At 60.3% G+C, this 23,263-nt stretch carries 20 protein-coding genes and 1 pseudogene; 12 read left to right on the forward strand and 9 right to left on the reverse strand.

The features are described from left to right. Positions 1–4: 4 nt before the first annotated feature. Positions 5–3,100 carry a multidrug efflux RND transporter permease subunit gene (locus Q8O96_RS06385; protein ID WP_305948559.1) on the reverse strand — a complete coding sequence of 1,032 codons (3,096 nt, stop codon included), beginning with the start codon at positions 3,098–3,100 and terminating at the stop codon, positions 5–7. Then, positions 3,097–4,257 (reverse strand): efflux RND transporter periplasmic adaptor subunit, encoded by a 1,161-nt coding sequence (locus Q8O96_RS06390; protein WP_207166519.1) that lies wholly within the window; start codon positions 4,255–4,257, stop codon positions 3,097–3,099. The genes Q8O96_RS06385 and Q8O96_RS06390 overlap by 4 nt, the downstream gene beginning before the upstream one ends. Positions 4,258–4,479: 222 nt before the next feature. On the opposite strand from Q8O96_RS06390, the gene Q8O96_RS06395 reads away from it, so the two are divergent. From Q8O96_RS06395 to Q8O96_RS06400, 3 genes and pseudogenes are all read left to right on the forward strand, one after another. Further along, complete coding sequence (locus tag Q8O96_RS06395; protein ID WP_102860335.1) at positions 4,480–4,725, forward strand: hypothetical protein; 246 nt, start codon at positions 4,480–4,482, stop codon at positions 4,723–4,725. Positions 4,726–4,882: 157 nt separating this feature from the next. After that, a pseudogene (locus Q8O96_RS31195) lies at positions 4,883–5,164 on the forward strand (PAS domain-containing protein); the annotation flags it as partial. A gap of 246 nt (positions 5,165–5,410) precedes the next feature. Continuing rightward, entirely contained in the window at positions 5,411–6,466 is a 1,056-nt protein-coding gene (locus Q8O96_RS06400; RefSeq protein WP_371826168.1) for a methyl-accepting chemotaxis protein, read from the forward strand. Positions 6,467–6,498: 32 nt separating this feature from the next. Here Q8O96_RS06400 and Q8O96_RS06405 read toward each other — a convergent pair whose 3' ends face one another. The 4 genes from Q8O96_RS06405 to norR all read right to left on the reverse strand — a co-directional run bounded on the left by Q8O96_RS06405 (position 6,499) and on the right by norR (position 10,495). Beyond that, positions 6,499–7,248, reverse strand: coding sequence for a YkgJ family cysteine cluster protein (locus Q8O96_RS06405; protein WP_115580874.1), 750 nt, complete (start codon positions 7,246–7,248; stop codon positions 6,499–6,501). Between the two features lie 118 nt (positions 7,249–7,366). Further along, positions 7,367–7,846: an N-acetyltransferase gene (locus tag Q8O96_RS06410; RefSeq protein WP_305948560.1), complete on the reverse strand. Its 480-nt coding sequence runs from the start codon at positions 7,844–7,846 to the stop codon at positions 7,367–7,369. Positions 7,847–7,849: 3 nt separating this feature from the next. After that, positions 7,850–8,752, reverse strand: coding sequence for a chemotaxis protein CheV (locus Q8O96_RS06415; RefSeq protein WP_102860339.1), 903 nt, complete (start codon positions 8,750–8,752; stop codon positions 7,850–7,852). Between the two features lie 186 nt (positions 8,753–8,938). Next, positions 8,939–10,495, reverse strand: a complete 1,557-nt coding sequence (norR, locus tag Q8O96_RS06420) for a nitric oxide reductase transcriptional regulator NorR (protein ID WP_110596362.1) — start codon at positions 10,493–10,495, stop codon at positions 8,939–8,941. Positions 10,496–10,651: 156 nt separating this feature from the next. Between norR and hmpA the strand changes: the two genes are divergently transcribed. The 8 genes from hmpA to Q8O96_RS06460 all read left to right on the forward strand — a co-directional run bounded on the left by hmpA (position 10,652) and on the right by Q8O96_RS06460 (position 18,970). Then, complete coding sequence (hmpA, locus tag Q8O96_RS06425) at positions 10,652–11,833, forward strand: NO-inducible flavohemoprotein (RefSeq protein WP_110596363.1); 1,182 nt, start codon at positions 10,652–10,654, stop codon at positions 11,831–11,833. 304 nt (positions 11,834–12,137) lie between these two features. Then, positions 12,138–12,647 carry a disulfide bond formation protein B gene (locus Q8O96_RS06430; RefSeq protein WP_115580870.1) on the forward strand — a complete coding sequence of 170 codons (510 nt, stop codon included), beginning with the start codon at positions 12,138–12,140 and terminating at the stop codon, positions 12,645–12,647. Between the two features lie 795 nt (positions 12,648–13,442). Continuing rightward, positions 13,443–14,387 (forward strand): ubiquinol oxidase subunit II, encoded by a 945-nt coding sequence (cyoA, locus tag Q8O96_RS06435; protein WP_102860343.1) that lies wholly within the window; start codon positions 13,443–13,445, stop codon positions 14,385–14,387. 3 nt (positions 14,388–14,390) lie between these two features. Beyond that, on the forward strand, positions 14,391–16,409 hold the full coding sequence (cyoB, locus tag Q8O96_RS06440) for a cytochrome o ubiquinol oxidase subunit I (RefSeq protein WP_102860344.1): 2,019 nt from the start codon (positions 14,391–14,393) through the stop codon (positions 16,407–16,409). Between the two features lie 3 nt (positions 16,410–16,412). After that, entirely contained in the window at positions 16,413–17,039 is a 627-nt protein-coding gene (locus tag Q8O96_RS06445) for a cytochrome o ubiquinol oxidase subunit III (protein ID WP_025129487.1), read from the forward strand. Continuing rightward, positions 17,040–17,369 (forward strand): cytochrome o ubiquinol oxidase subunit IV, encoded by a 330-nt coding sequence (gene cyoD / locus Q8O96_RS06450; RefSeq protein WP_102860345.1) that lies wholly within the window; start codon positions 17,040–17,042, stop codon positions 17,367–17,369. It begins immediately after the preceding gene. A gap of 10 nt (positions 17,370–17,379) precedes the next feature. Beyond that, positions 17,380–18,267, forward strand: a complete 888-nt coding sequence (gene cyoE / locus Q8O96_RS06455) for a heme o synthase (protein WP_102860346.1) — start codon at positions 17,380–17,382, stop codon at positions 18,265–18,267. Positions 18,268–18,415: 148 nt separating this feature from the next. After that, complete coding sequence (locus tag Q8O96_RS06460) at positions 18,416–18,970, forward strand: cytochrome b (RefSeq protein ID WP_305948561.1); 555 nt, start codon at positions 18,416–18,418, stop codon at positions 18,968–18,970. Positions 18,971–19,070: 100 nt separating this feature from the next. Here the strand turns inward: Q8O96_RS06460 and Q8O96_RS06465 are convergent, their stop codons facing one another. Both Q8O96_RS06465 and Q8O96_RS06470 read right to left on the reverse strand, forming a co-directional pair. Then, complete coding sequence (locus tag Q8O96_RS06465; protein ID WP_123394009.1) at positions 19,071–19,952, reverse strand: queuosine precursor transporter; 882 nt, start codon at positions 19,950–19,952, stop codon at positions 19,071–19,073. Then, the gene (locus tag Q8O96_RS06470) at positions 19,939–20,541 is read right to left on the reverse strand and encodes a helix-turn-helix transcriptional regulator (RefSeq protein ID WP_102880852.1); all 603 of its coding nucleotides are present in this window, start codon (positions 20,539–20,541) and stop codon (positions 19,939–19,941) included. Before Q8O96_RS06470 ends, Q8O96_RS06465 begins: the two co-directional genes overlap by 14 nt. 472 nt (positions 20,542–21,013) lie before the next feature. Between Q8O96_RS06470 and glyA the strand changes: the two genes are divergently transcribed. Continuing rightward, positions 21,014–22,369 (forward strand): serine hydroxymethyltransferase, encoded by a 1,356-nt coding sequence (gene glyA, locus Q8O96_RS06475; protein WP_102860350.1) that lies wholly within the window; start codon positions 21,014–21,016, stop codon positions 22,367–22,369. Between the two features lie 100 nt (positions 22,370–22,469). Here the strand turns inward: glyA and Q8O96_RS06480 are convergent, their stop codons facing one another. Beyond that, the gene (locus tag Q8O96_RS06480; protein WP_305948562.1) at positions 22,470–23,171 is read right to left on the reverse strand and encodes a hypothetical protein; all 702 of its coding nucleotides are present in this window, start codon (positions 23,169–23,171) and stop codon (positions 22,470–22,472) included. Positions 23,172–23,263: the final 92 nt, after the last annotated feature.

A 23,263-nucleotide genomic window follows, 5' to 3' on the forward strand; every position in this document is an offset into this window, starting at 1 on the left:
CGCCTCAGGTGTTGGTGGCCGGCGAAAGGGCCGGCTGGGGCCGGTGGAACAGCCGCTCGAGCCACAAGTATATGACCGGCGTGGTGAACAGCGTCAGGGCCTGGCTCACCAGCAAACCGCCGACCACGGCGATGCCCAGAGGCTGGCGCAGTTCGGCACCGGGGCCATAGCCGAGCATCAGCGGCAGGGCGCCGAGCAAGGCGGCGAGGGTGGTCATGATGATCGGCCGGAAGCGGGTGATACAGGCCTGGTAGATCGCTTCTTCAGGAGCCAGGCCACGGTTGCGCTGGGCCTCCAGGGCGAAGTCGATCATCAGGATGCCGTTTTTCTTGACGATGCCGATCAGCAGCACCAGGCCGATCAACGCCATGATGGAAAAGTCCTGGCCGCAGAGCCAGAGCATCAACAAGGCGCCGAGGCCCGCTGAAGGCAGGGTGGAAATGATGGTCAGCGGATGCACGAAGCTTTCGTACAGCACCCCGAGAATGATGTACACGGCCACCAGCGCGGCGAGGATCAGGTACGGCTGGCTGGCCAAGGAGCTTTGGAAGGCCTGGGCCGCGCCCTGGAAGTTGCCGCTGATGGCCGCCGGCATGCCGATCTCGCTCTTGGCCTGGTCAAGCAGGATCACCGCATCCCCCAGGGCCACGCCGGGGGCCAGGTTGAACGACAGATTGGCCGCCGGAAACATGCCGTCGTGGGCGATCGACAGCGGCCCGATGCTGGGCGCGTCGAAGCGGGCCAGGGCCGACAGCGGGACCATCTCTCCGGTCAGCGGCGAGCGCAGGTAGAAGTAGTTCAGGCTTTCGGCCTTGCCCCGTTGCTGAGTGTCGAGTTCGAGGATCACGTTGTACTGGTTGATCTCGGTCTGGAACTCGTTGATCTGACGCTGGCCGAAGGCGTCGTACAGCGCTTCGTCGACATCGCTGGCGGTGAGGCCGAAGCGCGCGGCGGCGGTGCGATCGATGTTGATGTGGGTGATGCTGCCGCCCAGTTGCAGGTCGTTGGAAACATCGCGGAACGCCGGGTTGCCGCGCAGTTTTTCAGTCAGGCGTTGGGTCCAGGTACTCAGGGTCGGGCCGTCGTTGCTTTTGAGCACATATTGATACTGGGCGCGGCTGGGGCCGGAACTGAGGTTGATGTCCTGGCCGGCCCGCAGGTAGAGAACGATGCCGGGCACCTGCATCAGTTGTGGGCGGATGCGGTCGATAAAGGCGCTGGCGGAGACATCCCGGTCGCCACGTTTTTTCAGCGAGATCCAGAAGCGGCCATTGGCGATGGTCTGGTTGCTGCCGGAGACGCCCACCGAATGGGAGAAGGCTTGCACCGCCGGGTCGGCAGCGACGATTTCTGCCAGGGCCTGATGTTTTTTCACCATGTCCGGGTAGGAGATGTCCGCCGCCGCCTCGGTAGTACCCAGCACGAAGCCGGTGTCCTGCACCGGGAAGAAGCCCTTGGGAATCAGAATGTAACCGGCGATGGCCATGCTCAAGGTCAGGCCGAAAATCCCCAGCATCAGTTGCTGATGGGCCAGGGCCTTGCGCAGGCCGCGTTCGTAGAAGGCCAGCAGGCGCTCGCCGAAACCCGGCTGGGCATGGGCCGGGTGCACCGGGGCACGCATGAACAGGGCGGCCAGGGTCGGGGCCAGGGTCAGCGAGACCACCACCGAAATCATGATGGTGGAGGTGGCGGTCAGGGCGAACTCCTTGAACAGCCGGCCCACCACGCCGCCCATGAACAGCAGGGGAATGAACGCCGCCACCAGGGAAAAGCTGATGGAGACCACGGTAAAGCCGATCTCTGCAGCGCCCTTGATCGCCGCCTCGCGCATGCCGTCGCCGGCCTCCAGGTGACGGTGGATGTTCTCCACCACCACGATGGCATCGTCCACCACAAAGCCCACGGCGATGACGATGGCCACCAGGGTCAGGTTGTTCAGGCTGAAGCCCATCACATACATGAGGGCGAAACTGGCGGTCAGCGATACCCCCAGCACTGCGGAGACGATCAGGGTCGCCGACCACTGGCGCAGGAACAGCGCCATCACCGCCACCACCAGCAGCACGGCGATCAGCAGCGTGATCTCCACTTCATGCAGCGAGGCGCGGATGGTCTGGGTGCGATCCACCAGCACCTTGACCTGCACCGACGCCGGCAGCATGGCCTCAAGGCCCGGCAGCGCAGCCTGGATGCGGTCCACGGTGTCGACGATATTGGCCCCCGGTTGGCGCGAGATCACCAGGTTGACCCCCGGCTGGTCGCCGGACCAGGCCTGGACGTAGGCGTTCTCCGAGCCGTTGACCACTCGCGCCACGTCCTGCAGGTGCACCGGTGCGCCGTCCTTGTAGGAAACGATCAACTGGCCGTATTCCTCGGGATGGAACAGCTGGTCGTTGGTGGACAGGGTGGAGATGCTCGATTCGCCATACAGCGCGCCCTTGGCCAGGTTGAGGCTGGTTTGCTGGATCGCCAGGCGAATGTCGGCCAGGGTCAGGCCGATGGCCGCCAGCTTGTCTGCTGAAGCCTGGACCCGGATCGCCGGGCGCTGCTGGCCGGTGATGTTGATCTGGCCAACACCGTCGATCTGGCTGATCTGCCGGGCCAGCAGGGTTTCCGCGTAGTCGCTGAGCTCGGTGCCGGGCATCTGCGTCGAGCTGATGCTGAGGATCAGCACCGGGCTGTCGGCGGGGTTGACCTTCCTCCAGGTGGGCAGGGTGGGCATGTCCTTGGGCAGTTTGCCGGCGGCGGTGTTGATGGCCGCCTGTACTTCCTGAGCGGCGGTGTCGATGCTCTTGTTCAAGGTGAATTGCAGGGTCAGCAGGGAGGAGCCCAGGGCGCTGCTGGAGGTCATCTGGGTCACGCCGGGGATGGCGCTGAACTGCACCTCAAGCGGCGTGGCTACCGAGGAGGCCATGGTGTCCGGGCTGGCCCCGGGCAGGGCGGCGGAAACCTGGATGGTGGGAAACTCGGCCTCCGGCAGCGGCGCCACCGGCAGGCGCGCAAAGGCGATCAGCCCCAGCAGCACCAGCGCGAACGTCAGCAACACGGTGGCGACCGGATGGTCGATGCACCAGGCGGATACCGAGCCACGGCCCTTCATGGCTTGGGCTCCGAGGCCTGCACCAGGGGCGGCGGGTCGCTCAGTACCTGGACCCTGGAGCCGGGTTTGAGCCGCGACTGGCCGTCACTGACCAGCACGTCCCCGGCCTGGACGCCGGAGATGATGTTCAGGCCACTGTCCTGATACAGCACCTGCACCGTCACGCTTTCCACGTGCTGGTCTTTGACCCTGAACACGAAGTGCTGATCCAGGCCGCGTTGGACCACGTTAGGCGGCACGGTGAGCGCGGCCTGGTCCAGCGCCGTCTGGATTTTCACCGTCACCAATTGTCCGGGCCAGAGCTTTTGCTGAGCGTTGTCGAACTCGGCCTTGACGCGAATGGTGCCGGTACCGGCATTGATCTGGTTGTCGATCAGCGTCAGGTGCCCGGTGCCCAGCAGGGCATCGGGGCTGTTGCTGTCGGCGCCCAGGTAGGCCTGGACCGCCGCCGGCTTCGGGGCGCGGATCAACTGCTGCAAGGTCGGCAGCATTTGCTGGGGCAGGGAAAACTCCACGGCGATGGGGTCGATCTGGGTCACCGAAAACAGTCCCTGGGTGTCGGTCACGCGTAGGAAGTTACCTTCATCCACGGTACGAATACCCACCCGGCCAGTGACGGGAGAGCGGATCTGGGTGTAGGAGAGTTGTACCTGGGTGGCGTCGATGGCGGCCTGGTTGCCCTGGGCCGTGGCATTGAGCTGATTGACCAGGGCCACTTGCTGGTCGTACGTCTGCTTCGAGACGCCGTCATCCACCGACAGCAGCTTGTAGCGCTTGAGATTGATCTGCGCCACCTGCAGCTGGGCCTGATTCTGTGCCAGCTGGGCCCGGGCCTGATCCAGGTTGGCGCGGATCGAGCGGTCATCGAGAGTGGCCAGCAGGTCGCCAGCTTTCACCCATTGCCCTTCCTTGACCCGCAATCGGGTGAGGATGCCGTCCACCTGGGGACGGATGGTCACACTGTGCAGCGACTGCACTGAGCCTATGCCGCTGGTGTAGCGCGCTACGTCCTGCTGGACCACCTGCACCACCCGCACCGGTATCGCCGAGGGCGCGCTCAGCCTGGGGCTTGTGGGTTGGTTGAGAAACCAGATCGCAGCGGCGGCGATGGCCAGGAGAAGCGTTGCGGTCACGACGGTTTTCTTGGCAATGGGCATGGGGGGAGGGCGCCGGGCAGTGATGTCGGAAGGATGGCCATGATCTGTGCACAGTTATAGTCCGCTAACCCGGTCAGCAGGGTGACGGCCAGCTGTCAGCCCTGTCAGAAAAGTACCTGCCAGCCCTTGCGACGCAGGTCAAAGATCGCAGGCACACAGGTATACTGCCGATCCCTGTGGTCCGTCCCTCGGCCCGGCTTTTCTTTCTCTCCTGGAGCTTCCATGACTTCCCCTGCACAACCCGCTGCGGATGACGCCCTGAGCGTTGATCCTGCGGCCGAGCCGGCCACCCCTGAAACCGAGGGCAAGGCTGAGATACCGGCGTTCAAGTTTCCCTTCAAACCGTCCGAATTCGCCGCGGCCAAAAACGTTCAGCAGCCCTGGTACAAGAACGGCGCCAGCAATGGCCACACCAAGACCCCCGGCGCAGCGCCTCCCGGTACCCGGCGCTCCATGGGCAAACGTTGATATCGCCGACAATCGAAGACATTGCCTCTATTTGCGCTTTTTAATCGCAATGATGGCTAATTGCTTTAAACCTGAGCTGGATCAGTATTTGTGGCATCAGTGCGCTTAGAGTCAGCAGCCCTGCCGACTCCTCCTAACAATTACGAGCGCGCTTCCCATGAAGATCAACCTTCCGGTTACTGGGCGAAACGTGGACTTTGCCCCTGATGCGAACATCCTCTCGACCACCGATCTGACCAGCGCGATCACCTATGCCAATCCTGACTTCATCGAGATCAGCGGCTACAGCCGCGAGGAGTTGCTGGGCTCGCCGCATAACCTGCTGCGTCACCCGGACATGCCCTCCGCGGCCTTCGGCCATATGTGGCGCACTCTCAAGAGCGGCCGCTCGTGGATGGGCATGGTCAAGAACCGCTGCAAGAACGGCGACCACTACTGGGTCAGCGCCTACGTCACGCCGGTGACCCGCGACGGTCAGGCGGTGGAGTACCAATCGGTGCGCACCAAGCCCAGCGCGCAACAGATTGACGCCGCGGAGCGGGCTTATGCCCGGCTCAGGGAGGGCGGGCGTTCAGGCTGGAGCCTGCTGCCGGTGGTGAGCTTGCGCTTGCGCCTGTGGGCCGCCATCAGCGCCGGTTTTATCGGCAGTTTCGGGGTTTCAGCCTGGCTGCTGCCCGAGTCCTGGATGCTCCAGGGCACGGTGATGGCCATGGGCTGGTGCCTGAGTCTGGTGGCGGTCGGTATGCAAATGCGCCCGCTGGATCGCCTCGCCGAGCGTGCCCGGCAGATCGGCGACAACCCACTGAGCCAGGGCATCTACACCGGTCGTGCCGACGAGTTCGGGCGTATCGAGTTCGCCTTGCAGATGCTCGAGGCCCAAGTGGGTGCGGTGGTGGGGCGGATCGGCGATGCGTCCCAGCGCCTGGCCGGGCATGCCGCAGAGCTGGTGGAACACCTGCACAGCAGCCACAACAGCACCCTGGAGCAGCAGGCGGAAACCGATCAGGTGGCGGCCGCCATTCACCAGATGGCCGCCAGCGTGGCCGAGGTCGCCACCCATGCCCAGCAAGCATCGGTGGCGGCGGATCAGGCGGAAAGCGAAACCCGTGAAGGTCATCAACTGGTGGGCGAAAGCCGCAGCGCGGTGCTGCGCCTGGCCAGCGAGCTGGAGCGGGCCACCGAAGTCATTCATCAGCTGGAAGGCCACAGCACGGATATTTCCGGGGTGCTGGAGGTGATCCGCAGCATCGCCGAGCAAACCAACCTGCTGGCCCTGAACGCCGCCATCGAGGCGGCGCGGGCCGGGGAGCAGGGGCGTGGCTTTGCCGTGGTGGCCGATGAGGTCCGTGGGCTGGCCCAGCGGACCCAGGATTCCACCAACGAAATCCAGCGCATGATCAGCACCCTGCAAAATGCGGCGCGCCATGCCGTGGAGGCCATGCAGCACAGCAGTGCGCATGTGGAAAGCAGCGTCGACCAGGCCCAGCGCGCCGCGGTGGCCCTGGACGGCATCAGCCAGCGGGTCAATCAGATCACCGAAATGAGCCTGCAGATTGCCGCGGCGGTGGAGGAGCAGAGCGCGGTGAGCGAGGACATCAACCGCAACATCATGGGTATTCGCAATGCCTGTGAAGTGACGGTCAGTGCCGGCCAGCTCAGTCATGTCAATTCAGGCGACGTGGCCGGGCTGGCGGGGGATTTGCGGCAACTGGCCCAGGAGTTCTGGCATAAGCGCGGATAGGCCGGTTCGCCGGCCAGCCTGATCCTGCGGGGTCAGGCGGCGCGCAGCGAGATGAAGGCATAGTCCAGGGCCGCTTCGCTGACCACCTGGGCGCCGGCAGCCTGGACCTGGCCGGCGATGTCGTTTCCGGACAGGTGAAAGCGCCAGGGCTGGCTGGATGCCACGGGGGGCGCTGCCTGAACTTGATCGATGGCCTTGGCCAGGGCATTCATGTCGGGCAAGTAGGCGGTGAAGCCGTCGCCCTTGAGGGCCGTGGTGCGAATGCCGAGCAGGGCGCAAATGGCTTCCTTGGTGTGGATATCGTCGCGGTCGGCCTGGCGTGAGCGGCTGATCAGCTCGGCCAGTTCCCTATCCACCAGTGCTCCCCCCAGAATCAGTTGCGGCCCCTGTTCCCAGGATTCCGGCGGGCACTCCTTGGCCTGCGGGTTGAGGGGGATATGGGGATTGATCTCCATGGGGTAGATACGGCACACCAGGGGGCGACGCTCATAGATGCGGCAGAGCTGGTCTTCGTCAAGATTCCGGCAGGGGCCGACGTTGTAGGCGGCAAAGGTGATCGCCACGTAGGCCTCGGTACTGCCACTTTTGACCCGGCAGGAACGGCGCTCGGCGTGCTCGCGCTGTTGCGCCGGCAGCCCCAGGCCATTGCCGAGGAAAGCCTCCACCAGGACGATCACCTGACCGCCGTCGGCGGCCCAGGCCCGGGCTTCGGTGAGGGTCAGGGGCACATGGTGATCGTTGCAGCACTTGCCGCAACCAACGCAGGAAAACTGAGTATTCATGGAGCGAGTAAACCGTTCTGGGTCGACAGGGATAGCGCCATAAATGCTGTTATTGACGCGGCCAGGAGCCGTGTCGAAGCAAGTTGCACGCCAGCTGTCGGGTCTTGATGGCTGTCGCCTAGGGCAGGACTTCGCGACGCACGATATGCATGCCGGTGCTTTCATACAAGCGCCGCGCCCGCAGGTTGTCCTCCAGCACCCTGAGATCGACAAAGCCTTCCCGGCGTTCGGCGAACATCATGAAGGCTTGTAGCAGCAGGGCGCGGCCCAGTCCTTGACCACGGGCCCGAGGGTGCACCACCAGATCCTTGATATAGGCGCTGGTCCAGCACTGGGCCACCGCCACCACGCCCTGCGCATCCCGCACCACCAGGCACAGTTGAGGGTCGTACTCGGCATCGGTTTCGAAGGCCCGGCGCCAGTTTTCCAGGGGCGGCACCTGGCCACCGCCGTCCTGGTAGCCCTGGTGCAGCAGTTGATGCACGGCTTCGGCCAGTTCCGGGCTGTAGTGCTGCAGGGTGATGCCCGCCGGCCACTGTGGCGTGGCCTGGGGGACACTGAGGTCACGACGCAGCAGCAGGCAGTGGACCTCGCTCATGGCTCAGGCTGCCTGGCTGGCGATGGTCTTGGCAGCGTCGATCAGGCAGCGGGTCAGTTCCGGCGAGGAGAATTTGGTGAGTACCGCATTGGCTCCGGCCTGGCGTGCTTTTTCGCTGTTCATGGCACTGTCCAGCGAGGTGTGCAGCAACACATACAGATGGGCGAAGTCCGGGGTTTCCCGCAGGGTCCGGGTCAGGGCGTAGCCATCCATTTCCGACATCTCGATGTCCGAAACGATCAGGTTGATCTCGTTGGCCGTGCCTTGCAGTTCCAGCAGGCAGTCGATGGCCTCTTTGGCGCTGCGGGCGGTGTGACATTGCAGGCCGAGGTTGCGCAGGGTGTGCACCGATTGCTGCAGCGCTACCTGGCTGTCGTCCACCACCAGGATGCGCGCATTGCCCAGGGCATCGGCGTCTTCCATGCTCAGTTCGGTGGGCGCCATCTCGATCTGCGCCGGGGCGATGCCGTGGATCACTTTCTCGATATCCAGCACTTGCACCAGCGTGCCGTCCACCTGGGTCACGCCGGTGATGTAGGACTTGATACCGCCGGAACCAAAGGGCGGTGGGCGGATATCGGTGGTCAGGCAGTGGACGATCTTGCTCACCGCCTGCACGTGCAGGCCCTGTTTGGAGCGGCTGACGTCGGTGACGATCAGGCAACCGCTGTCCGGGTCGGCCAGGGGGCGCTCGCCGATGGCCCGGCTGAGGTCGATCACCGACAGCGAGTTGCCGCGCAAGGTGGCGATGCCTTTCACATGGGGGTGGGATTCCGGCAGCTTGGTCAGCGGCGGGCAGGGAATGATTTCACTGACTTTAAGCAGGTTGATTGCCATCAGCTTGCCGCTGCGCAAGGTAAACAGCAGAAGCGAAAGCGAGTCTGCGCGGGCTTTGTTGGAGGACATAAAAACCTTCTCTGGAAAAAATTGGCTTGTGGCTCGACCCACGGACAACCCTTGATAACGGGTTATCGACGTATTCAGGACGGGCTTTAGCGGCGAGGCTGCTTTCCGTCGGCCGCTGCGCGGGTCCCTGGATTTACGCCGTGCCCTTTGCTGGCACGCCCGCTCCAGCGAGCAGGCCCTTGGCCTCTACCGCAGGCCCAGGCGCTTGGCCAGGCGGCTGAGGTTGGCCCTGTCCAAGCCTAGCTCACGGGCGGCACTGGCCCAGTTGTGCTGGTGCCGTTCAAGGCAGGCGTTGATCAGTTGGCGTTGATAGTGCTCGGTGGCCTGGCGCAGATCGCCGTTGGTGAGGGCCAGAGGCGCGCTTTCAAGGGCTTGCTCGGGCACGGCAGGCGCCTTTTCGCTGACCCGCGGCAGGTCCAGGTCCGTTGCATCCAGGCTGAGGATCTTCGGCCGTTCACGGCAGTTGCCCAAGGCCTTGAGGGCGCTGCGGCCGATCAAGTGCTCCAGTTCGCGGACGTTGCCCGGCCAGTTGTAGGCCAGCAGCGCCTGTTGCGCATCGGCGCTCAGGCGCAGGCTGCCCAGGCCCATGCGCGAGCGGTTCTGTTCCAGGAAGTAGCCGCTGAGCAGCAGCACGTCCCGGCCCCGGTCCCGCAGGGCCGGCACCCGCAGTGGATAAACGCTGAGGCGGTGGTAGAAGTCGGCGCGATAGCGACCGTTGCGCACCTCTTCTGCAAGGTCACGGTTGGTGGCGGCGATCAGGCGTACGTCCACCTGATGTTCCTTGTCCGAGCCCAGGCGTTGCAATTGGCCACTTTGCAGCACCCGCAGCAGCTTGGCTTGTACCGTCAGCGACAGTTCACCGACTTCATCGAGAAACAGGGTGCCGCCATTGGCCAGCTCGAATTTCCCCCGACGATCCTGGGTGGCCCCGGTAAAGGCGCCGCGCACATGGCCGAACAGCTCGCTTTCCACCAGGGTTTCGGGCAGGGCCGCGCAGTTGAGGCTGATGATCGGTTGCTCCGCCCGGGGCGAAGCCGCGTGAATGGCTTGGGCCACCAGTTCCTTGCCAACGCCGGTTTCCCCGGTGATCAGCACGGTCAGGTCGCTGCCGCCAACCAGATTGATCTCTTCCAGCAAGCGCTTATGGGCCTTGCTCTGGCCGATCATCTCGCGGTTCTGCCCGCTGGCCTGGCGGAAGACTTCGGCCCGTTGGTGCTCGTTTTCGGCGCGCAGTGCCAGGCGCTCGATGCGTTCGGCAGCGCTGACCGTGGCGGCAGCGAGGCTGGCGAAGGCTTGCAGGGCGTCCAGCTCGATAGGCTCGAAGCGTTGCGGATCAAGGGCATCGAGGGTCAGCAGGCCCCAGGGGCGTTCATCGACGAACAGCGGACAGCCCATGCAGTCATGGACTTCCAGGTGATCGTCGAGACCTTCCACCAGGCCGTCATAGGGATCGGGCAGTTCACTGTCGCTGGCAAAACGGGTCGGTCCCGGGCTGCTGAGCAGGGCGGCAAAGCGCGGGTGCTCGCTGACCTTGAAGCGCCGGCCCAGGGTATCGGTACTCAGGCCGTTGACCGCCAGCGGCACCAGCCATTCGCCATCCAGGCGCAGCAACGCGGCGGCATCGCAGGGCAGCAGGGCTCGCAGGGCCTCCAGCAGGCGGCGATATCGTTCGCCCTCAGGCAGTTCCCGAGACAGGTCGGTCACCAGTGGCAGTAGGGTCGTGAGTAGGGATTTTGCAGTCATAAGGACTCCGCGTTGTCTTAATGACTATAAAGGTCGGCGTGTCTTTATGACTATTTATATTTTAAGTTATTGATTTATAACGATTTAAATTCTGGCATGGAAACTGATTAGTTAAGGGCAACCTGCAAGCAGTCAAAAAGTCCAGGAGTTGTCCCTATGCTAAGCGTTCAAGATCGCGCCATCATCAAATCCACTGTGCCCCTGTTGGAAAGCGGTGGCGAAGCCCTGATTACCCATTTCTACCGGATGATGCTGTCCGAGTACCCCCAGGTGCGTCCGCTGTTCAACCAGGCCCACCAGGCCAGCGGTGATCAGCCCCGGGCCCTGGCCAATGGCGTACTGATGTATGCCCGGCATATCGACCAGTTGGACCAACTGGGGGACCTGGTGGCCAAGATCATTAACAAGCATGTGGCCCTGCAGATCCTGCCGGAGCATTACCCCATAGTTGGCGCCTGCCTGTTGCGGGCCATTTCCGAGGTGCTGGGCAGCGAGATCGCCACTCCTGAAGTGATCAATGCCTGGGGCGCGGCCTACAACCAGTTGGCGGATATCCTGATCGGCGCCGAGGCGGCCATCTACGACGAGAAGGCCCAGGCACCCGGCGGCTGGCGGGGCGCGCGGGAATTCACATTGGTGGATAAGGTCCAGGAGAGCGCGGAAATCACCTCCTTCTATTTCGAGCCATTGGACCGGGGGCCGATCCTCGCCGCCGAGCCTGGGCAGTACATTGGCTTGCAGCTCTTCATCGAAGGCCAGGAAGTGCGGCGCAATTATTCCCTGTCGGCGCTTACCAGCCAGGGCCAGTACCGCATCAGCGTCAAGCGCGAGGCCGGAGGTGTGGCGTCCAACTACCTGCATGACCAGTGCCCGGTGGGCGCGCGCATCATGCTGTTTCCGCCGGCGGGTGAGTTCACCCTGGAGGCCAGCGACAAGCCCCTGGTGCTGATCAGTGGCGGGGTTGGTATCACCCCGACCCTGCCGATGCTGGAGGCCGCGTTGGCGACCGAGCGCCCGGTGCATTTCATCCACTGTGCACGCAATGGCCAGGTGCATGCGTTTCGCCACTGGGTCGACGAGTTGGCGCAACGTTATCCACAGCTCAAGCGTTTCTACTGCTACGCCGAAGACGACGGCATCAGCCCAGCAGCAGACAAACTGGGGTTGCTGACCCGGGAGCAGTTGGCCGACTGGTTGCCGGAGCAGCGTGATCTGGATGCCTATTTCCTCGGGCCCAAGGGCTTCATGGCGGCCATCAAGCGCCATCTCAAGGCCCTGGGCATTCCCGAGCAACAAAGTCGCTACGAGTTCTTCGGCCCGGCGGCGGCCCTGGAATAACCCTCGCGACTCCTGCACAAGCCAGCCCTGCAATGGGGCTGGCTTGTTAATCCTTGCTTAACCTGCCTGTCGTTAATTCCCCACCATGCTGGGATGGCGCTGCCATGCCGGCCCTTTCATTGTGCGTCCCCCAGGCCCGTAAACCTTGGGTATTGCCTTCGATGCAATGCATTCAAAGGTCATGATCAGCGTGTAGACTTCCGGGCACCCGATGGCAATCAGATCAACTTCGCAATTCAACCGTGGGCTGCCGTGAGCAGCACAGGTGGCCCGGTTGGACAGACAACAGAAAAAAGGAAAAGGGATGAGTGACGACAGACTGCGTTTGGGACGTGAACGGCGCTTCCTGGTGCTGCTGGGGGTTATCTGCCTGGCGTTGATCGGCGGTGCCCTGTACATGCAGGTGGTATTGGGCGAGGCGCCTTGCCCTCTGTGCATCCTGCAGCGCTACGCCTTGCTGCTGATTGCACTGTTCGCCTTCATGGGCGCGGCCCTGAGTTCGCGGCGTGGTATCACCATCATGGAGACGTTGGTGGTGATCAGTGCCATCGCCGGCGCGGGAGTGGCCGGGCACCATGTGTACACCCAGTTCTATCCAGCAGTGAGCTGTGGCATTGACGTGCTGCAGCCGATTGTCGACAGCCTGCCCTTGGCGACGATCTTTCCCCTGGGCTTTCAGGTAGACGGCTTCTGCTCCACGCCGTATCCGCCGATCCTTGGGCTGTCCCTGGCCCAGTGGGCACTGTTGGCGTTCGTGCTGACGGTGATTCTGGTGCCCCTGGGCGTGGTGCGCAATCGCAAGAAAACCTACTGATTCACCCGGAAAAGCCCCGGTCCCTCAACAGGGGCCGGGGCTTTTTCATGTCGTTCATCCAGCCGTTGAAAAGTCCGTGATTTGCGGCAAGTGAGGGTGCGGCAAAAGTGCGACATGTTGTCACACTGTTGCGGCCGCAGGCGGGCGGCCGGGGGCTGCCAACAGACTGCATTCCGGGCAACTGGTTCCATACAAGTCTGTCAGTTTATGTAAGCCGCGTTGTTGGGGAAAACCCATAGCCTGCTATCTATACAATTCTTCACAGACCCCGTTTTACAAGGGGTGAAGCCATATGAAAGGCGGCTTTCAGGGGTGGGTAGAGGTCCGGTGGCGGGGCTTTTTAAAGTCCTTTTTGGGGGTTTTTGTTGATAATGAAAATCGTTATGATTGCGATCCTTTGCAACAATCGTGAGCGATTGTTGCGACCAGCGATAAAAATTATTTCGGGATAAGACATGGTTTATAAAACGCGACATATCTACAATCGCCCGCACTGAATTTCCGACGCTGCTCATCCCTGAGCACACGAGGACGGTCGAGGGGCGGATTGAGCGCTCCATGCGACTGCGGGTGTCGGCGCCTTCCAAACTTCCGCACCAAATGGAATTGGTCTGTAACAAGGCCTTTGACCACGAGATCGAATAAGAACCACTGCTAGCCCGGGATGTGTCGTTGAGCGTTTAACGCAACGGGCAGGCCCTTATTCCATTGAAGAAAAATGCCAACCCTTGGCAGGGTGAAGTGTTGGCGATCAAAACCCAACTGCATTGCGCAAGCTGCTTTAGAGGTCGTGAGATGAGTAAAAACAGGTACCCCAGATTACTAGGCTTATTGCCGCTGCTCGGCATGTTGATGCTGGGAGGCTGCAAATGGACCTTGCTCGATCCTAAGGGTCAGGTCGGTCTGGATGAACGAAACCTGATCATCACGGCAACCATCCTGATGCTGCTGGTGGTTGTGCCGGTCATCATCATGACCTTCGCCTTCGCCTGGAAATACCGCGCCTCGAACACGGACGCGACCTACGCGCCGAAGTGGTCCCACTCCACCAAGATCGAAATCGCCGTATGGCTGGTTCCGGTGCTGATCATCATTGCCCTGGGTTATGTCACCTACAAGTCGACCCACGCCCTGGACCCGTACCGTCCGCTAGAGTCCGACGTCAAGCCGGTGACCATCGAAGTGGTGGCAATGGACTGGAAGTGGCTGTTCATCTACCCCGAGCAAGGCATCGCCACCGTCAACAAGATCGTGTTCCCGGCCCATACCCCGGTGAACTTCCGCGTGACCTCCGACACCGTGATGAACTCGTTCTTCATCCCGGGCCTGGGCGGCCAGATCTACGCGATGGCGGGCATGACCACCAAGCTGCACCTGATTGCCAACCAGAACACCGAGCTTGAAGGTATCTCCGCCAACTACAGCGGCGCGGGCTTTACCGGCATGAAATTCAAAGCGATCGCAACCAGTCAGGAAGATTTCGACGCCTGGGTAAACGAAGTCAAGAAGGCACCTAAACAGCTGGACACCGCTGAATACGAAGCCCTTTCCAAGGCGAGCCAGAACAATCCTGTAGAACTCTACTCCGCGTACGCGCCGAACCTGTTCCAGACCATCATCGACAAGTATGAAGGCATGAAACCGGGCCAGCCGCTCAAGCACGAGAAGAAAGAAAAGGAAGTGGCCGCAACCGAAGGGATGGACGTGAGTTCGCATTCAGCTGCCGGGGCAGAGGAGTAAACGATGTTTGGTAAATTAAGTCTGGAAGCGATTCCGTTCCACGAGCCGATTGTCATGGTGACCATTGCCATGATCGCGCTCGGCGGTGTGGCGCTGTTCGCGGCAATCACCTACTTCAAGAAGTGGACCTACCTGTGGACCGAGTGGCTGACGTCCGTCGACCACAAGAAAATCGGTGTGATGTACATCATCGTCGCCATGGTCATGCTCCTGCGTGGCTTCGCCGACGCCATCATGATGCGTACCCAGCTGGCCATGGCCACCGAGGGTTCGCCTGGCTACCTGCCACCTGAACACTATGACCAGATCTTCACCGCCCACGGTGTGATCATGATCATCTTCATGGCGATGCCTTTCTTCACCGGCCTGATGAACCTGGTCGTGCCGCTGCAGATCGGCGCGCGTGACGTGGCTTATCCGTTCCTCAACTCCCTGAGCTTCTGGCTGCTGGTATCGGGCGTGGTGCTGATCAACCTGTCCCTGGGCGTTGGCGAATTCGCCAAGACCGGCTGGGTTGCCTATCCGCCACTGTCGGGCCTGCAATACAGTCCGGGCGTGGGTGTCGACTACTACATCTGGGCGCTACAGCTATCAGGGCTGGGGACAACGCTGACGGGGGTCAACTTCCTGGCCACCGTGCTGAAAATGCGTACCCCGGGCATGAAGATGATGGACATGCCGATCTTCACCTGGACCTGCACCTGGGCCAACGTGCTGATCGTGGCTTCGTTCCCGATCCTCACCGCTACCCTGGCACTGCTGACGCTTGACCGTTACATGGATTTCCACATTTTCACCAATGAACTTGGTGGCAATCCAATGATGTACGTGAACCTGTTCTGGGCCTGGGGTCACCCCGAGGTGTACATCCTGATCCTGCCGGCGTTCGGTATCTTCTCCGAAGTCATCTCGACCTTCTCGGGCAAGCGCCTGTTCGGCCACCACTCGATGATCTACGCGTCCGGCGCGATCTCGATCCTGGGCTTCATGGTCTGGCTGCACCACTTCTTCACCATGGGTTCGGGGGCCAGCGTCAACGCCTTCTTCGGCCTGGCAACCATGCTGATCTCGATCCCGACGGGGGTGAAGCTGTTCAACTGGCTGTTCACCATCTACCACGGCCGTCTGCGCATCACCAGCCAGGTTCTGTGGACCCTGGGCTTCATGGTGACCTTCGCCATCGGCGGCATGACCGGCGTACTGCTGGCCATTCCGGGTGCGGACTTCGTCCTGCACAACAGCCTGTTCGTGATCGCTCACTTCCACAACGTGATCATCGGCGGCGCGGTATTCGGCTACATCGCCGGCTTCAGCTTCTACTTCCCGAAAGCCTTCGGCTTCAAGCTGCATGAAGGTTGGGGCAAGGCTGCCTTCTGGTTCTGGATCTCGGGCTTCTTCGTCGCGTTCATGCCGCTCTATGCACTGGGCTTCATGGGCATGACCCGTCGTCTGAACGCCACCACCAACCCTGAGTGGGTGCCATACCTGTACGTGGCCATGGTGGGTGCACTGATGATCGCTGTGGGTATCGCCTGCCAGCTGATCCAGCTGTACGTCAGCGTGCGTGACCGCAAGCAGAACATGTGTGTGTCCGGCGACCCATGGAACGCCCACACCCTGGAATGGTCGACCTCGTCGCCACCACCGTTCTACAACTTCGCGGTACTGCCCAAAGCCGACGGCATCGATCCGTTCACCGAAGCCAAGGAAGACGGTACCGCCTACGCGAAGCCAAGCCGCTACCAGCCGATCCACATGCCCAACAACACCGCTACCGGTGTGGTCATGGGGGCCCTGCTGACCGTGTTCGGTTTCGCCATGATCTGGCACATCTGGTGGCTGGCCATCGCAAGCCTGGCCGGCACCGTGATCTATTTCGCGATCCACGCTGCCCGTGATGATCAAGGCTACATGGTGCCGGTCGAGACGATCGAACGCATCGAAGCCGAGCAGCACAAGCGTCTGGTATCGGAGAACAAGATCCCGGCTACCCGTGTTGAAACCTCGTTGGAACAGGCTTAATCCATGTCGAACTTAGTGACCAATGCTGGACACGCCCATGTCGATGACCATGGGCACGATGACCATCACCACGACTCGGGCGAGATGACCGTATTCGGTTTCTGGCTCTACCTGATGACCGACTGCATTCTGTTTGCGTCGATCTTCGCGGTATACGCGGTACTGGTTAACAACGTAGCGGGTGGCCCGTCGGGCCACGACATCTTCGAACTGCCTTACGTACTGGGCGAAACCGCTCTGCTGCTGTTCAGTTCGATCACCTACGGCTTCGCCATGCTGGCGTTCTTCCGGGGCAACAAGAAGCAGGTACTGGGCTGGCTGGGCATGACCTTCCTGTTCGGCCTGGGCTTCATCGGCATGGAGATCAACGAGTTCCACCTGCTGATCTCCGAAGGCTACGGCCCTAGCCGTTCCGGCTTCCTGTCCGGGTTCTTCACCCTGGTCGGCACCCACGGTCTGCACGTGACCAGTGGTCTGATCTGGATGGCGATCATGATGTATCAGGTGCAGAAAAACGGCCTGACGGCGACCAACAAGACCCGTCTGAGCTGCCTGAGCCTGTTCTGGCACTTCCTGGACGTGGTGTGGATCTGCGTATTCACCGTTGTTTACCTGATGGGGACTATGTAAATGGCCAACACACACTCCCACGACGAAGCCGGTCACGGCAGCGTCAAGTCCTACGCCATCGGCTTCATCCTGTCGGTCATCCTGACACTGATCCCGTTCGGCCTGGTGATGTACCCGTCGCTGCCCAAAGACGTGACCCTGTGGATCGTCCTGGCGTTCGCGGTCATCCAGGTGATCGTTCACCTGGTGTACTTCCTGCACCTGGACCGTTCCGCGGCACAGCGCAACAACGTGGTGGCGTTCATCTTCGCCGCGCTGGTCATTGTTCTGCTGGTTGGTCTGTCGTTGTGGATCATGTTCAGCATCCACACCGTCATGATGGCCAAGTGAGGTAAACCCGATGTCGCTCAAGCACTTTATCCAAATCACCAAACCGGGGATCATTTTCGGTAACGTGCTTTCTGTGGCAGGCGGGTTTTTCCTGGCCTCGAAAGGGCATGTCGATCTGGCCATTTTCCTGGCCGCCATGATCGGCACCTCGCTGGTGGTAGCGTCCGGTTGCGTGTTCAACAACTGCATCGACCGTGACATCGACCTGAAGATGGAGCGCACCAAGAACCGGGTGCTGGTCCAGGGCCTGATCTCCCTGGAAGCGGCCCTGGTCTATGCCTCCCTCCTCGGGATCGCCGGCGTCGCCCTGCTGTACTACGTGGCCAACCCGTTGGCCGCGTTGTTCGCGGTCATCGGCTTTGTCATCTACGTCGGCCTCTATAGCCTGTACCTCAAGCGCAAGTCGGTTCACGGCACGCTGGTGGGCAGTCTGTCCGGGGCCATGCCGCCGGTGATCGGTTATGTGGCCGTGAGCAATAGCTTCGACATGGCCGCGCTGACCCTGCTGGTGATGTTCAGCCTGTGGCAGATGCCGCATTCCTACGCCATCGCGATCTTCCGCTTCAACGATTACCTGGCCGCATCGATTCCGGTGCTGCCGGTGAAGCGCGGTATTCGCGTGGCCAAGAAGCACATCCTGCTCTACATCCTGGCGTTCCTGGTGGCGACCCTGATGCTGACCTTCAGCGGTTACGCCGGCATGAGCTACCTGGCGGTAGCGGCGGCGATGGGCATGTACTGGCTGTACATGGCCTGGACCGGCTACAAGGCGGTGGATGACACCGTGTGGGCGCGCAAGCTGTTCGTGTTCTCGATCTTCACCATCACCGCGCTGAGCGTGATGATGTCGGTGGATTTCAAGGCCCCGACCGAGCTCTTGCTGACCTACGCGCACTAAGCTGTCCAGGCCACAGAAAAGCCCCGCCTTCGTAAGAAGCGCGGGGTTTTTTTTGCCGCGTCGTTACATCATTTAAAGTTTTTCGGCCCAGTACGATCCCCGGGCTGGGTAAAATTGCCGGTTCGTTGATTAAGCCTGAGTGGATGTCATGCAAAGCCGTATTGAAATGAACGACTCCAAGGCGCGCTACGGCACGGTCAGTCGTGGGTTGCACTGGGCCATGGCGCTGGCTTTTGCCTGGATCTATTGCACGACTGCTGCCCATTACCTGCTGGAGGAGTCGGCACTGGACAAGTTCCTCTGGCCGACCCACAAGCAAGTGGGGCTGCTATTGATGGGGTTGTTGCTGGTGCGGCTGCTCTGGAGCCTGCTGAACCGCCATCGTCGGCCGCCGAGCCTGAACCTGGCCGCGCGCCTGGGGCATGGGTTGCTGTATGCCGGCATGTTCGCCATCCCGTTTCTCGGCCTGCTGCGCCAGTACGGTTCCGGGCGAGCGTTTTCCGCCTTCGGGCTGCCGGTGATGAGCGGCTTCGAAGGGCCGAAGATCCAGTGGATGACCGACCTGGGCAACAGCTTCCACAGCCTGCTGGGCTGGACCTTGCTGGTACTGATCGTGGGCCATGTGGCGGCGGTGATCCTGCATTGTGTCAAAGGCCAGGGGCATGTACTGCGGCGCATGGCGGGTAGAAGCGCTTCGGCTTGATTTGTTGTCCCAGACAAAAAGCCCCGCACTTCCTGAGGAGTGCGGGGCTTTTTATTCAAGGGTCGTTAATGGGTCTTCAGGAGAAGGCCCTTACGCCATATTATTTTTCTTGCCCGCAGGTCATGTATTTCTTGAATAGTGACCTTGCACCGTAGGCTGGCAAGATATTGAAGAGCGCAAAGAATACTTTGATCGCGATCTGAAAGTAGATCATGTTGAGGATGTCGCTGTTCTTCATTAGTCCATAAAAGGCGATGTAGCAAAATAGAAAGCTATCGATGATCACCGCAAAAAAGGTACTCAAGAAGATTCGCAGGAACAGAAATCTGGAATTTGTCAGTTCTTTTATCTTGCACAGCAAGTAGGAATTTATATTTTCAGAAATAAGAAATGAGATGGATGAAGCCACGAGTACTGATGAAACCTGAGTGACCACATCATTGTAAGGTGTATCGAGTCTCCAGCCGGGCAGTCCGGGGAGGAAGGTCGAACCATAGAGTAGGATGAAGACCGTGGAGGTGCTTGCGAATGCAAAAAAGATGGCTTTTCTTGCTAGTCGAAGTCCGAAGTTTTCGTTTAATAAATCAACAATTAAAAAGGTTAGGGAGTAAAGAAAGGTCCCGGGAGTGATAATGATATCTAGCGATTCCAAGTAGATAGGTTTTGTCGCAGCAATACTGGTGAAAATATAAAATGTAACGAGCAGCAGATTCAGGATGATATAAATCATCCATGAATTCTCATGGCGATCATTCAGGTCGTATGCTGTTAGCGTGTCTCCCTGTGAGTAGAGCTTTCGATACAGATTTTTGATTTCCGCTTTGTTCAGGTTGTCCATTATTTCACTATTAAGTACCTCTCTTAACTTGATTTTGATGACCTTGCCTGTGGCGATAATCATGATGACAGCAAGTTTTTTGTTGTTGTCAAAGCCCAGAAGCTTGTATTTGCTATTTTCGATTTCAGCTTCATGGATCGACATTGAACCGCTCCTCAATGATATCGCCCACTAGAATCATGCGATCTGAGTCGGAACAAACATCATTCAAGATAAGCAGCTTTCCTGTCAGTTTGTCGTAAGCCAGTTTCTCTTTGTCGTCACTCGATGAGCCCTTTTGTACGATCAGTAGATCGCCGGGTTCATTCATGCCGTTGATCTCGCTCTCCAGCAGCACTGCTATCAAGTTGTGGGAAGTGCCGAAGTAGTAAGTCAATGGATAGAGTATCGCCAACTCTCCAATTCGTTTGTCCATGTTGGCTATCAGCAGACTCTCCTTGATGATCGGAACGGCCGCTGGGTTCATGTTCCCTTGAGGGGAGATGCTGCTCTCGATGATCTCCTTTTCTTCAAAGTCGACAGTCTCTATTTCTTCGTAGGAGACGCCGAAAAAGTCGGAGATTTTTCGAATGGTGGACTGCTGTACGTTGGTGACCTTGCCTTCCAGAATGTTGTAGATGGTCGTTCTGGTAAGGCCACTGGCATTGCACAAAGACAGTTGTGTCTCACCACGGCTTTTGATCAGGTACTTGATGTTGCTTTTTAAATGCTCGGTTCTTTCTCTCTTGTGCATCTGATACTCACCACTTCCTTTTGGCCGTAACCCATTGAATCTTCAACAGTGACAGAGCCGCATCAGGCATCCAGTCACCCGACGCCGAGGCGAGAACGGCTAGATTGCCGCCTCCATCCCGGCACATTTCGCTGTCGATTTACTGAGTGATCAAGCTCTCCGACAGGTGCTGGATCAGCGTCACTGAAGAAAAATTGTCGCATGCGCCGGCCATGACAATACAGTCCCGTAGGCTTGGCGTCATGGCGCTCGACAGTGAAGGTTCTCGGTAACGTATGGCCGAGGCTGCCCTTCCTCGATAAGAAAGGCAGCATTTAATTTGGAAAATGTTTAATTCTTTGATTAATTTTGTTGCGCCTTATAGAGTCTGACGCCGAGGCTTGGATAAGCCCGATGCAGGCAAACGAACGTGATATCCAGGAAGCGTGCTGTCGTTCGTGGCGCGCAACATACAAGGAAGGGACACAGAACAATGGCAGCTGACACTGAACCACTCAGGACCCAGGCCGACCTGCTGCGACGTGGCTTGGCCGATCTGCGCGCTGAAGACACGGAGCTGGCAAGCATCCTGGACGCGGAAGTCACGCGCCAACACCGCACACTGTCTTTGGTTTCATCTTCCTGCGCGGCCGGCCCCCGGAGCTTGGCGGCATCAGCCTCGGCGCTGGTCAACGTCACGGTCGAGGGCGCTCCCGGCCGGCGTCATTATAGTGGGTGTGAAAACGTTGATCGGGTTGAGGCTCTGGCGATCCGACGCGCTCGGGAGCTGTTCTCTGCCCAATACGCCTGCGTGCAATCACACTCGGCCTCGAATGCCATTTACCAGGTGCTGACGGCGCTGGCCGAGCCGGGGGATACGATCCTGGGCATGGCCCTCGAACAGGGTGGGCACCTTGCACATGGTCGAGTGGAAGCCTTCGCGGAGGCCAACTACAAGGCTGTTCGCTACGGCATCACATCCCAGGGGGAGATCGATTACGCAGAAGTGCGCCAACTGGCGATGGCCCATCGTCCGCGGATCATCATTTGCGGGGCGACGGCCCATTCTCGGGTCGTGGACTTCCAGCGCTTTCGTGCCATTGCCGATGAGGCCGGGGCCATCGTGCTTGCCGATATTTCCCATATCGCCGGGCTGGTGGCCACAGGGCGCCATCCGAGCCCGATCGATGCCGCGCACGTCACAATCACCTGCACCCACAAGCAGCTCGCCGGCCCGCGTGGAGGTCTGATTCTTTCCGGTCGTGATGCAGACACCAAAGTGCCTGGACTGAGGTCGAGTTTTCGCCGGGTTCTCGAACAAGCGGTTTCCCCCGGTATGCAAGGCGCGCCTGCCGTCAACGTGATTGCCGCCAAGGCTGCCGCGTTGGGCTATGCGATGTCCCCGCTGTTTGATGCCTACATGGGGCGGATTCGCGCCACGGCAGATGAAATGGCTTGCGCGTTCATGGAGCGGGACTACGAGGTTGTGGGGGGCGGAACGGAAAATCACACGATCCTGCTGCGCTTGCGTGGCGGCATCAGCGGCTCCATCGCCGAATCGGCGCTGGAGAAGTGTGGAATCATCGTCAGCAAAAAACGCGGTCCGAGGGAAAACCGATCATCATTTGCCGCCAATGGCTTGTGTATCGGCACCGGCTCCATCGCCCAGCGCCACGTGGACGCCCAAGGGTGTCGCCAGATTGTCGACCTGGTGTGCCGGATACTCGATCAGGTGCAGCCCCACGGCGAGCAGAAATACACCCTGGAGCCCGGATTGCAGGAGCAGTTCCGACAACAGACCGAAGCGTTGTGCGCGATGTACCCGATCCGTGAGTACGGGGATCGCTGAAAACAAAAAGCCCCGACTTCACACGCTAGTACGGGGCTTTTTCTCGGCGCTCAGGTCGGGCTGATGCCTTCGCGAGCAAGCTCGCTCCTAAAGGGCCGGGTTACAGCTGTTGTTGCGCGCTGTAGCCTTCGAATGCGGTCTGTTGCTGGATCGCGGTGATGATGTTCTTGCGGGTCGCTTGCTGCTCGTTGCCGTTCTTGTCGAGGAACATTTCGCTTTCCAGTTCCGCCTCATCGCCTTCGCCGATAAAGCTGAAGCCGAGGAATTCGAAGGCTTCACGGTCGACGTTGGCCTTGGAGCGCGGGCGCATCGGCAGGGTGACGCTGATGCCGTCCTTGCTGATGGCGAACACTTCCATTTCCTTCTTCGGCCGCGCCTTGCTCTTGCCGCCGCTGGGGTTGCTGATGGCCTGGTGCGTCTGGTTCAGCACTTTCAGGGCCAGGCCGTAGACCAGCTCCTGGAAGTCCGGGTCGTCCTTGTAGCTGGAGAGAATCCGGCTGATGGGGAATTTCTTGCTCAGGTCTTCCAGGGCGGCCAGGTCGGCGGCCTCGGCGTCTTTGAGTTGCTTGAGCTGGCCCATGAGTTCATAGGCGGTGTCGTCGTCAAAGCGGTCGTGGGCCTGGCGAATCGCAGCACGCAGTTCGCGAATCTGGTCACTTTCTTTCGAGCTGTGGAAGGCGTCGAGCACCATCTCGCTGATGGTCTTGGCCTGGGACACGTGCTGGGAAAGATGAATGGCGTTTTCGTACTCGGCCTTGTTGGACAGGGCGATTACGGATTCTTCGGTGTTGGAATCAGGCATTGAACATCCACTACTTGGTTTAACAGGTTTGAGGCGCGAAAGGCCCAGGGGGATTTTCGGGGGCGCCTAATCTATTGGACCCGGACCCTAAT

The sequence above is a fragment of the Pseudomonas sp. LPH60 genome (assembly GCF_030718165.1).
GTDB classification, from domain to species: domain Bacteria; phylum Pseudomonadota; class Gammaproteobacteria; order Pseudomonadales; family Pseudomonadaceae; genus Aquipseudomonas; species Aquipseudomonas danubii.

Excerpts from the sequence above, each read along its gene's own strand:
- Q8O96_RS06385 (WP_305948559.1), bottom strand. The coding sequence starts at position 3,100 with ATGAAGGGCCGTGGCTCGGTATCCGCCTGGTGCATCGACCATCCGGTC.
- Q8O96_RS06390 (WP_207166519.1), bottom strand. The coding sequence starts at position 4,257 with ATGCCCATTGCCAAGAAAACCGTCGTGACCGCAACGCTTCTCCTGGCC.
- Q8O96_RS06395 (WP_102860335.1), top strand. The coding sequence starts at position 4,480 with ATGACTTCCCCTGCACAACCCGCTGCGGATGACGCCCTGAGCGTTGAT.
- Q8O96_RS06400 (WP_371826168.1), top strand. The coding sequence starts at position 5,411 with ATGCTCCAGGGCACGGTGATGGCCATGGGCTGGTGCCTGAGTCTGGTG.
- Q8O96_RS06405 (WP_115580874.1), bottom strand. The coding sequence starts at position 7,248 with ATGAATACTCAGTTTTCCTGCGTTGGTTGCGGCAAGTGCTGCAACGAT.
- Q8O96_RS06410 (WP_305948560.1), bottom strand. The coding sequence starts at position 7,846 with ATGAGCGAGGTCCACTGCCTGCTGCTGCGTCGTGACCTCAGTGTCCCC.
- Q8O96_RS06415 (WP_102860339.1), bottom strand. The coding sequence starts at position 8,752 with ATGTCCTCCAACAAAGCCCGCGCAGACTCGCTTTCGCTTCTGCTGTTT.
- norR (WP_110596362.1), bottom strand. The coding sequence starts at position 10,495 with ATGACTGCAAAATCCCTACTCACGACCCTACTGCCACTGGTGACCGAC.
- hmpA (WP_110596363.1), top strand. The coding sequence starts at position 10,652 with ATGCTAAGCGTTCAAGATCGCGCCATCATCAAATCCACTGTGCCCCTG.
- Q8O96_RS06430 (WP_115580870.1), top strand. The coding sequence starts at position 12,138 with ATGAGTGACGACAGACTGCGTTTGGGACGTGAACGGCGCTTCCTGGTG.
- cyoA (WP_102860343.1), top strand. The coding sequence starts at position 13,443 with ATGAGTAAAAACAGGTACCCCAGATTACTAGGCTTATTGCCGCTGCTC.
- cyoB (WP_102860344.1), top strand. The coding sequence starts at position 14,391 with ATGTTTGGTAAATTAAGTCTGGAAGCGATTCCGTTCCACGAGCCGATT.
- Q8O96_RS06445 (WP_025129487.1), top strand. The coding sequence starts at position 16,413 with ATGTCGAACTTAGTGACCAATGCTGGACACGCCCATGTCGATGACCAT.
- cyoD (WP_102860345.1), top strand. The coding sequence starts at position 17,040 with ATGGCCAACACACACTCCCACGACGAAGCCGGTCACGGCAGCGTCAAG.
- cyoE (WP_102860346.1), top strand. The coding sequence starts at position 17,380 with ATGTCGCTCAAGCACTTTATCCAAATCACCAAACCGGGGATCATTTTC.
- Q8O96_RS06460 (WP_305948561.1), top strand. The coding sequence starts at position 18,416 with ATGCAAAGCCGTATTGAAATGAACGACTCCAAGGCGCGCTACGGCACG.
- Q8O96_RS06465 (WP_123394009.1), bottom strand. The coding sequence starts at position 19,952 with ATGTCGATCCATGAAGCTGAAATCGAAAATAGCAAATACAAGCTTCTG.
- Q8O96_RS06470 (WP_102880852.1), bottom strand. The coding sequence starts at position 20,541 with ATGCACAAGAGAGAAAGAACCGAGCATTTAAAAAGCAACATCAAGTAC.
- glyA (WP_102860350.1), top strand. The coding sequence starts at position 21,014 with ATGGCAGCTGACACTGAACCACTCAGGACCCAGGCCGACCTGCTGCGA.
- Q8O96_RS06480 (WP_305948562.1), bottom strand. The coding sequence starts at position 23,171 with ATGCCTGATTCCAACACCGAAGAATCCGTAATCGCCCTGTCCAACAAG.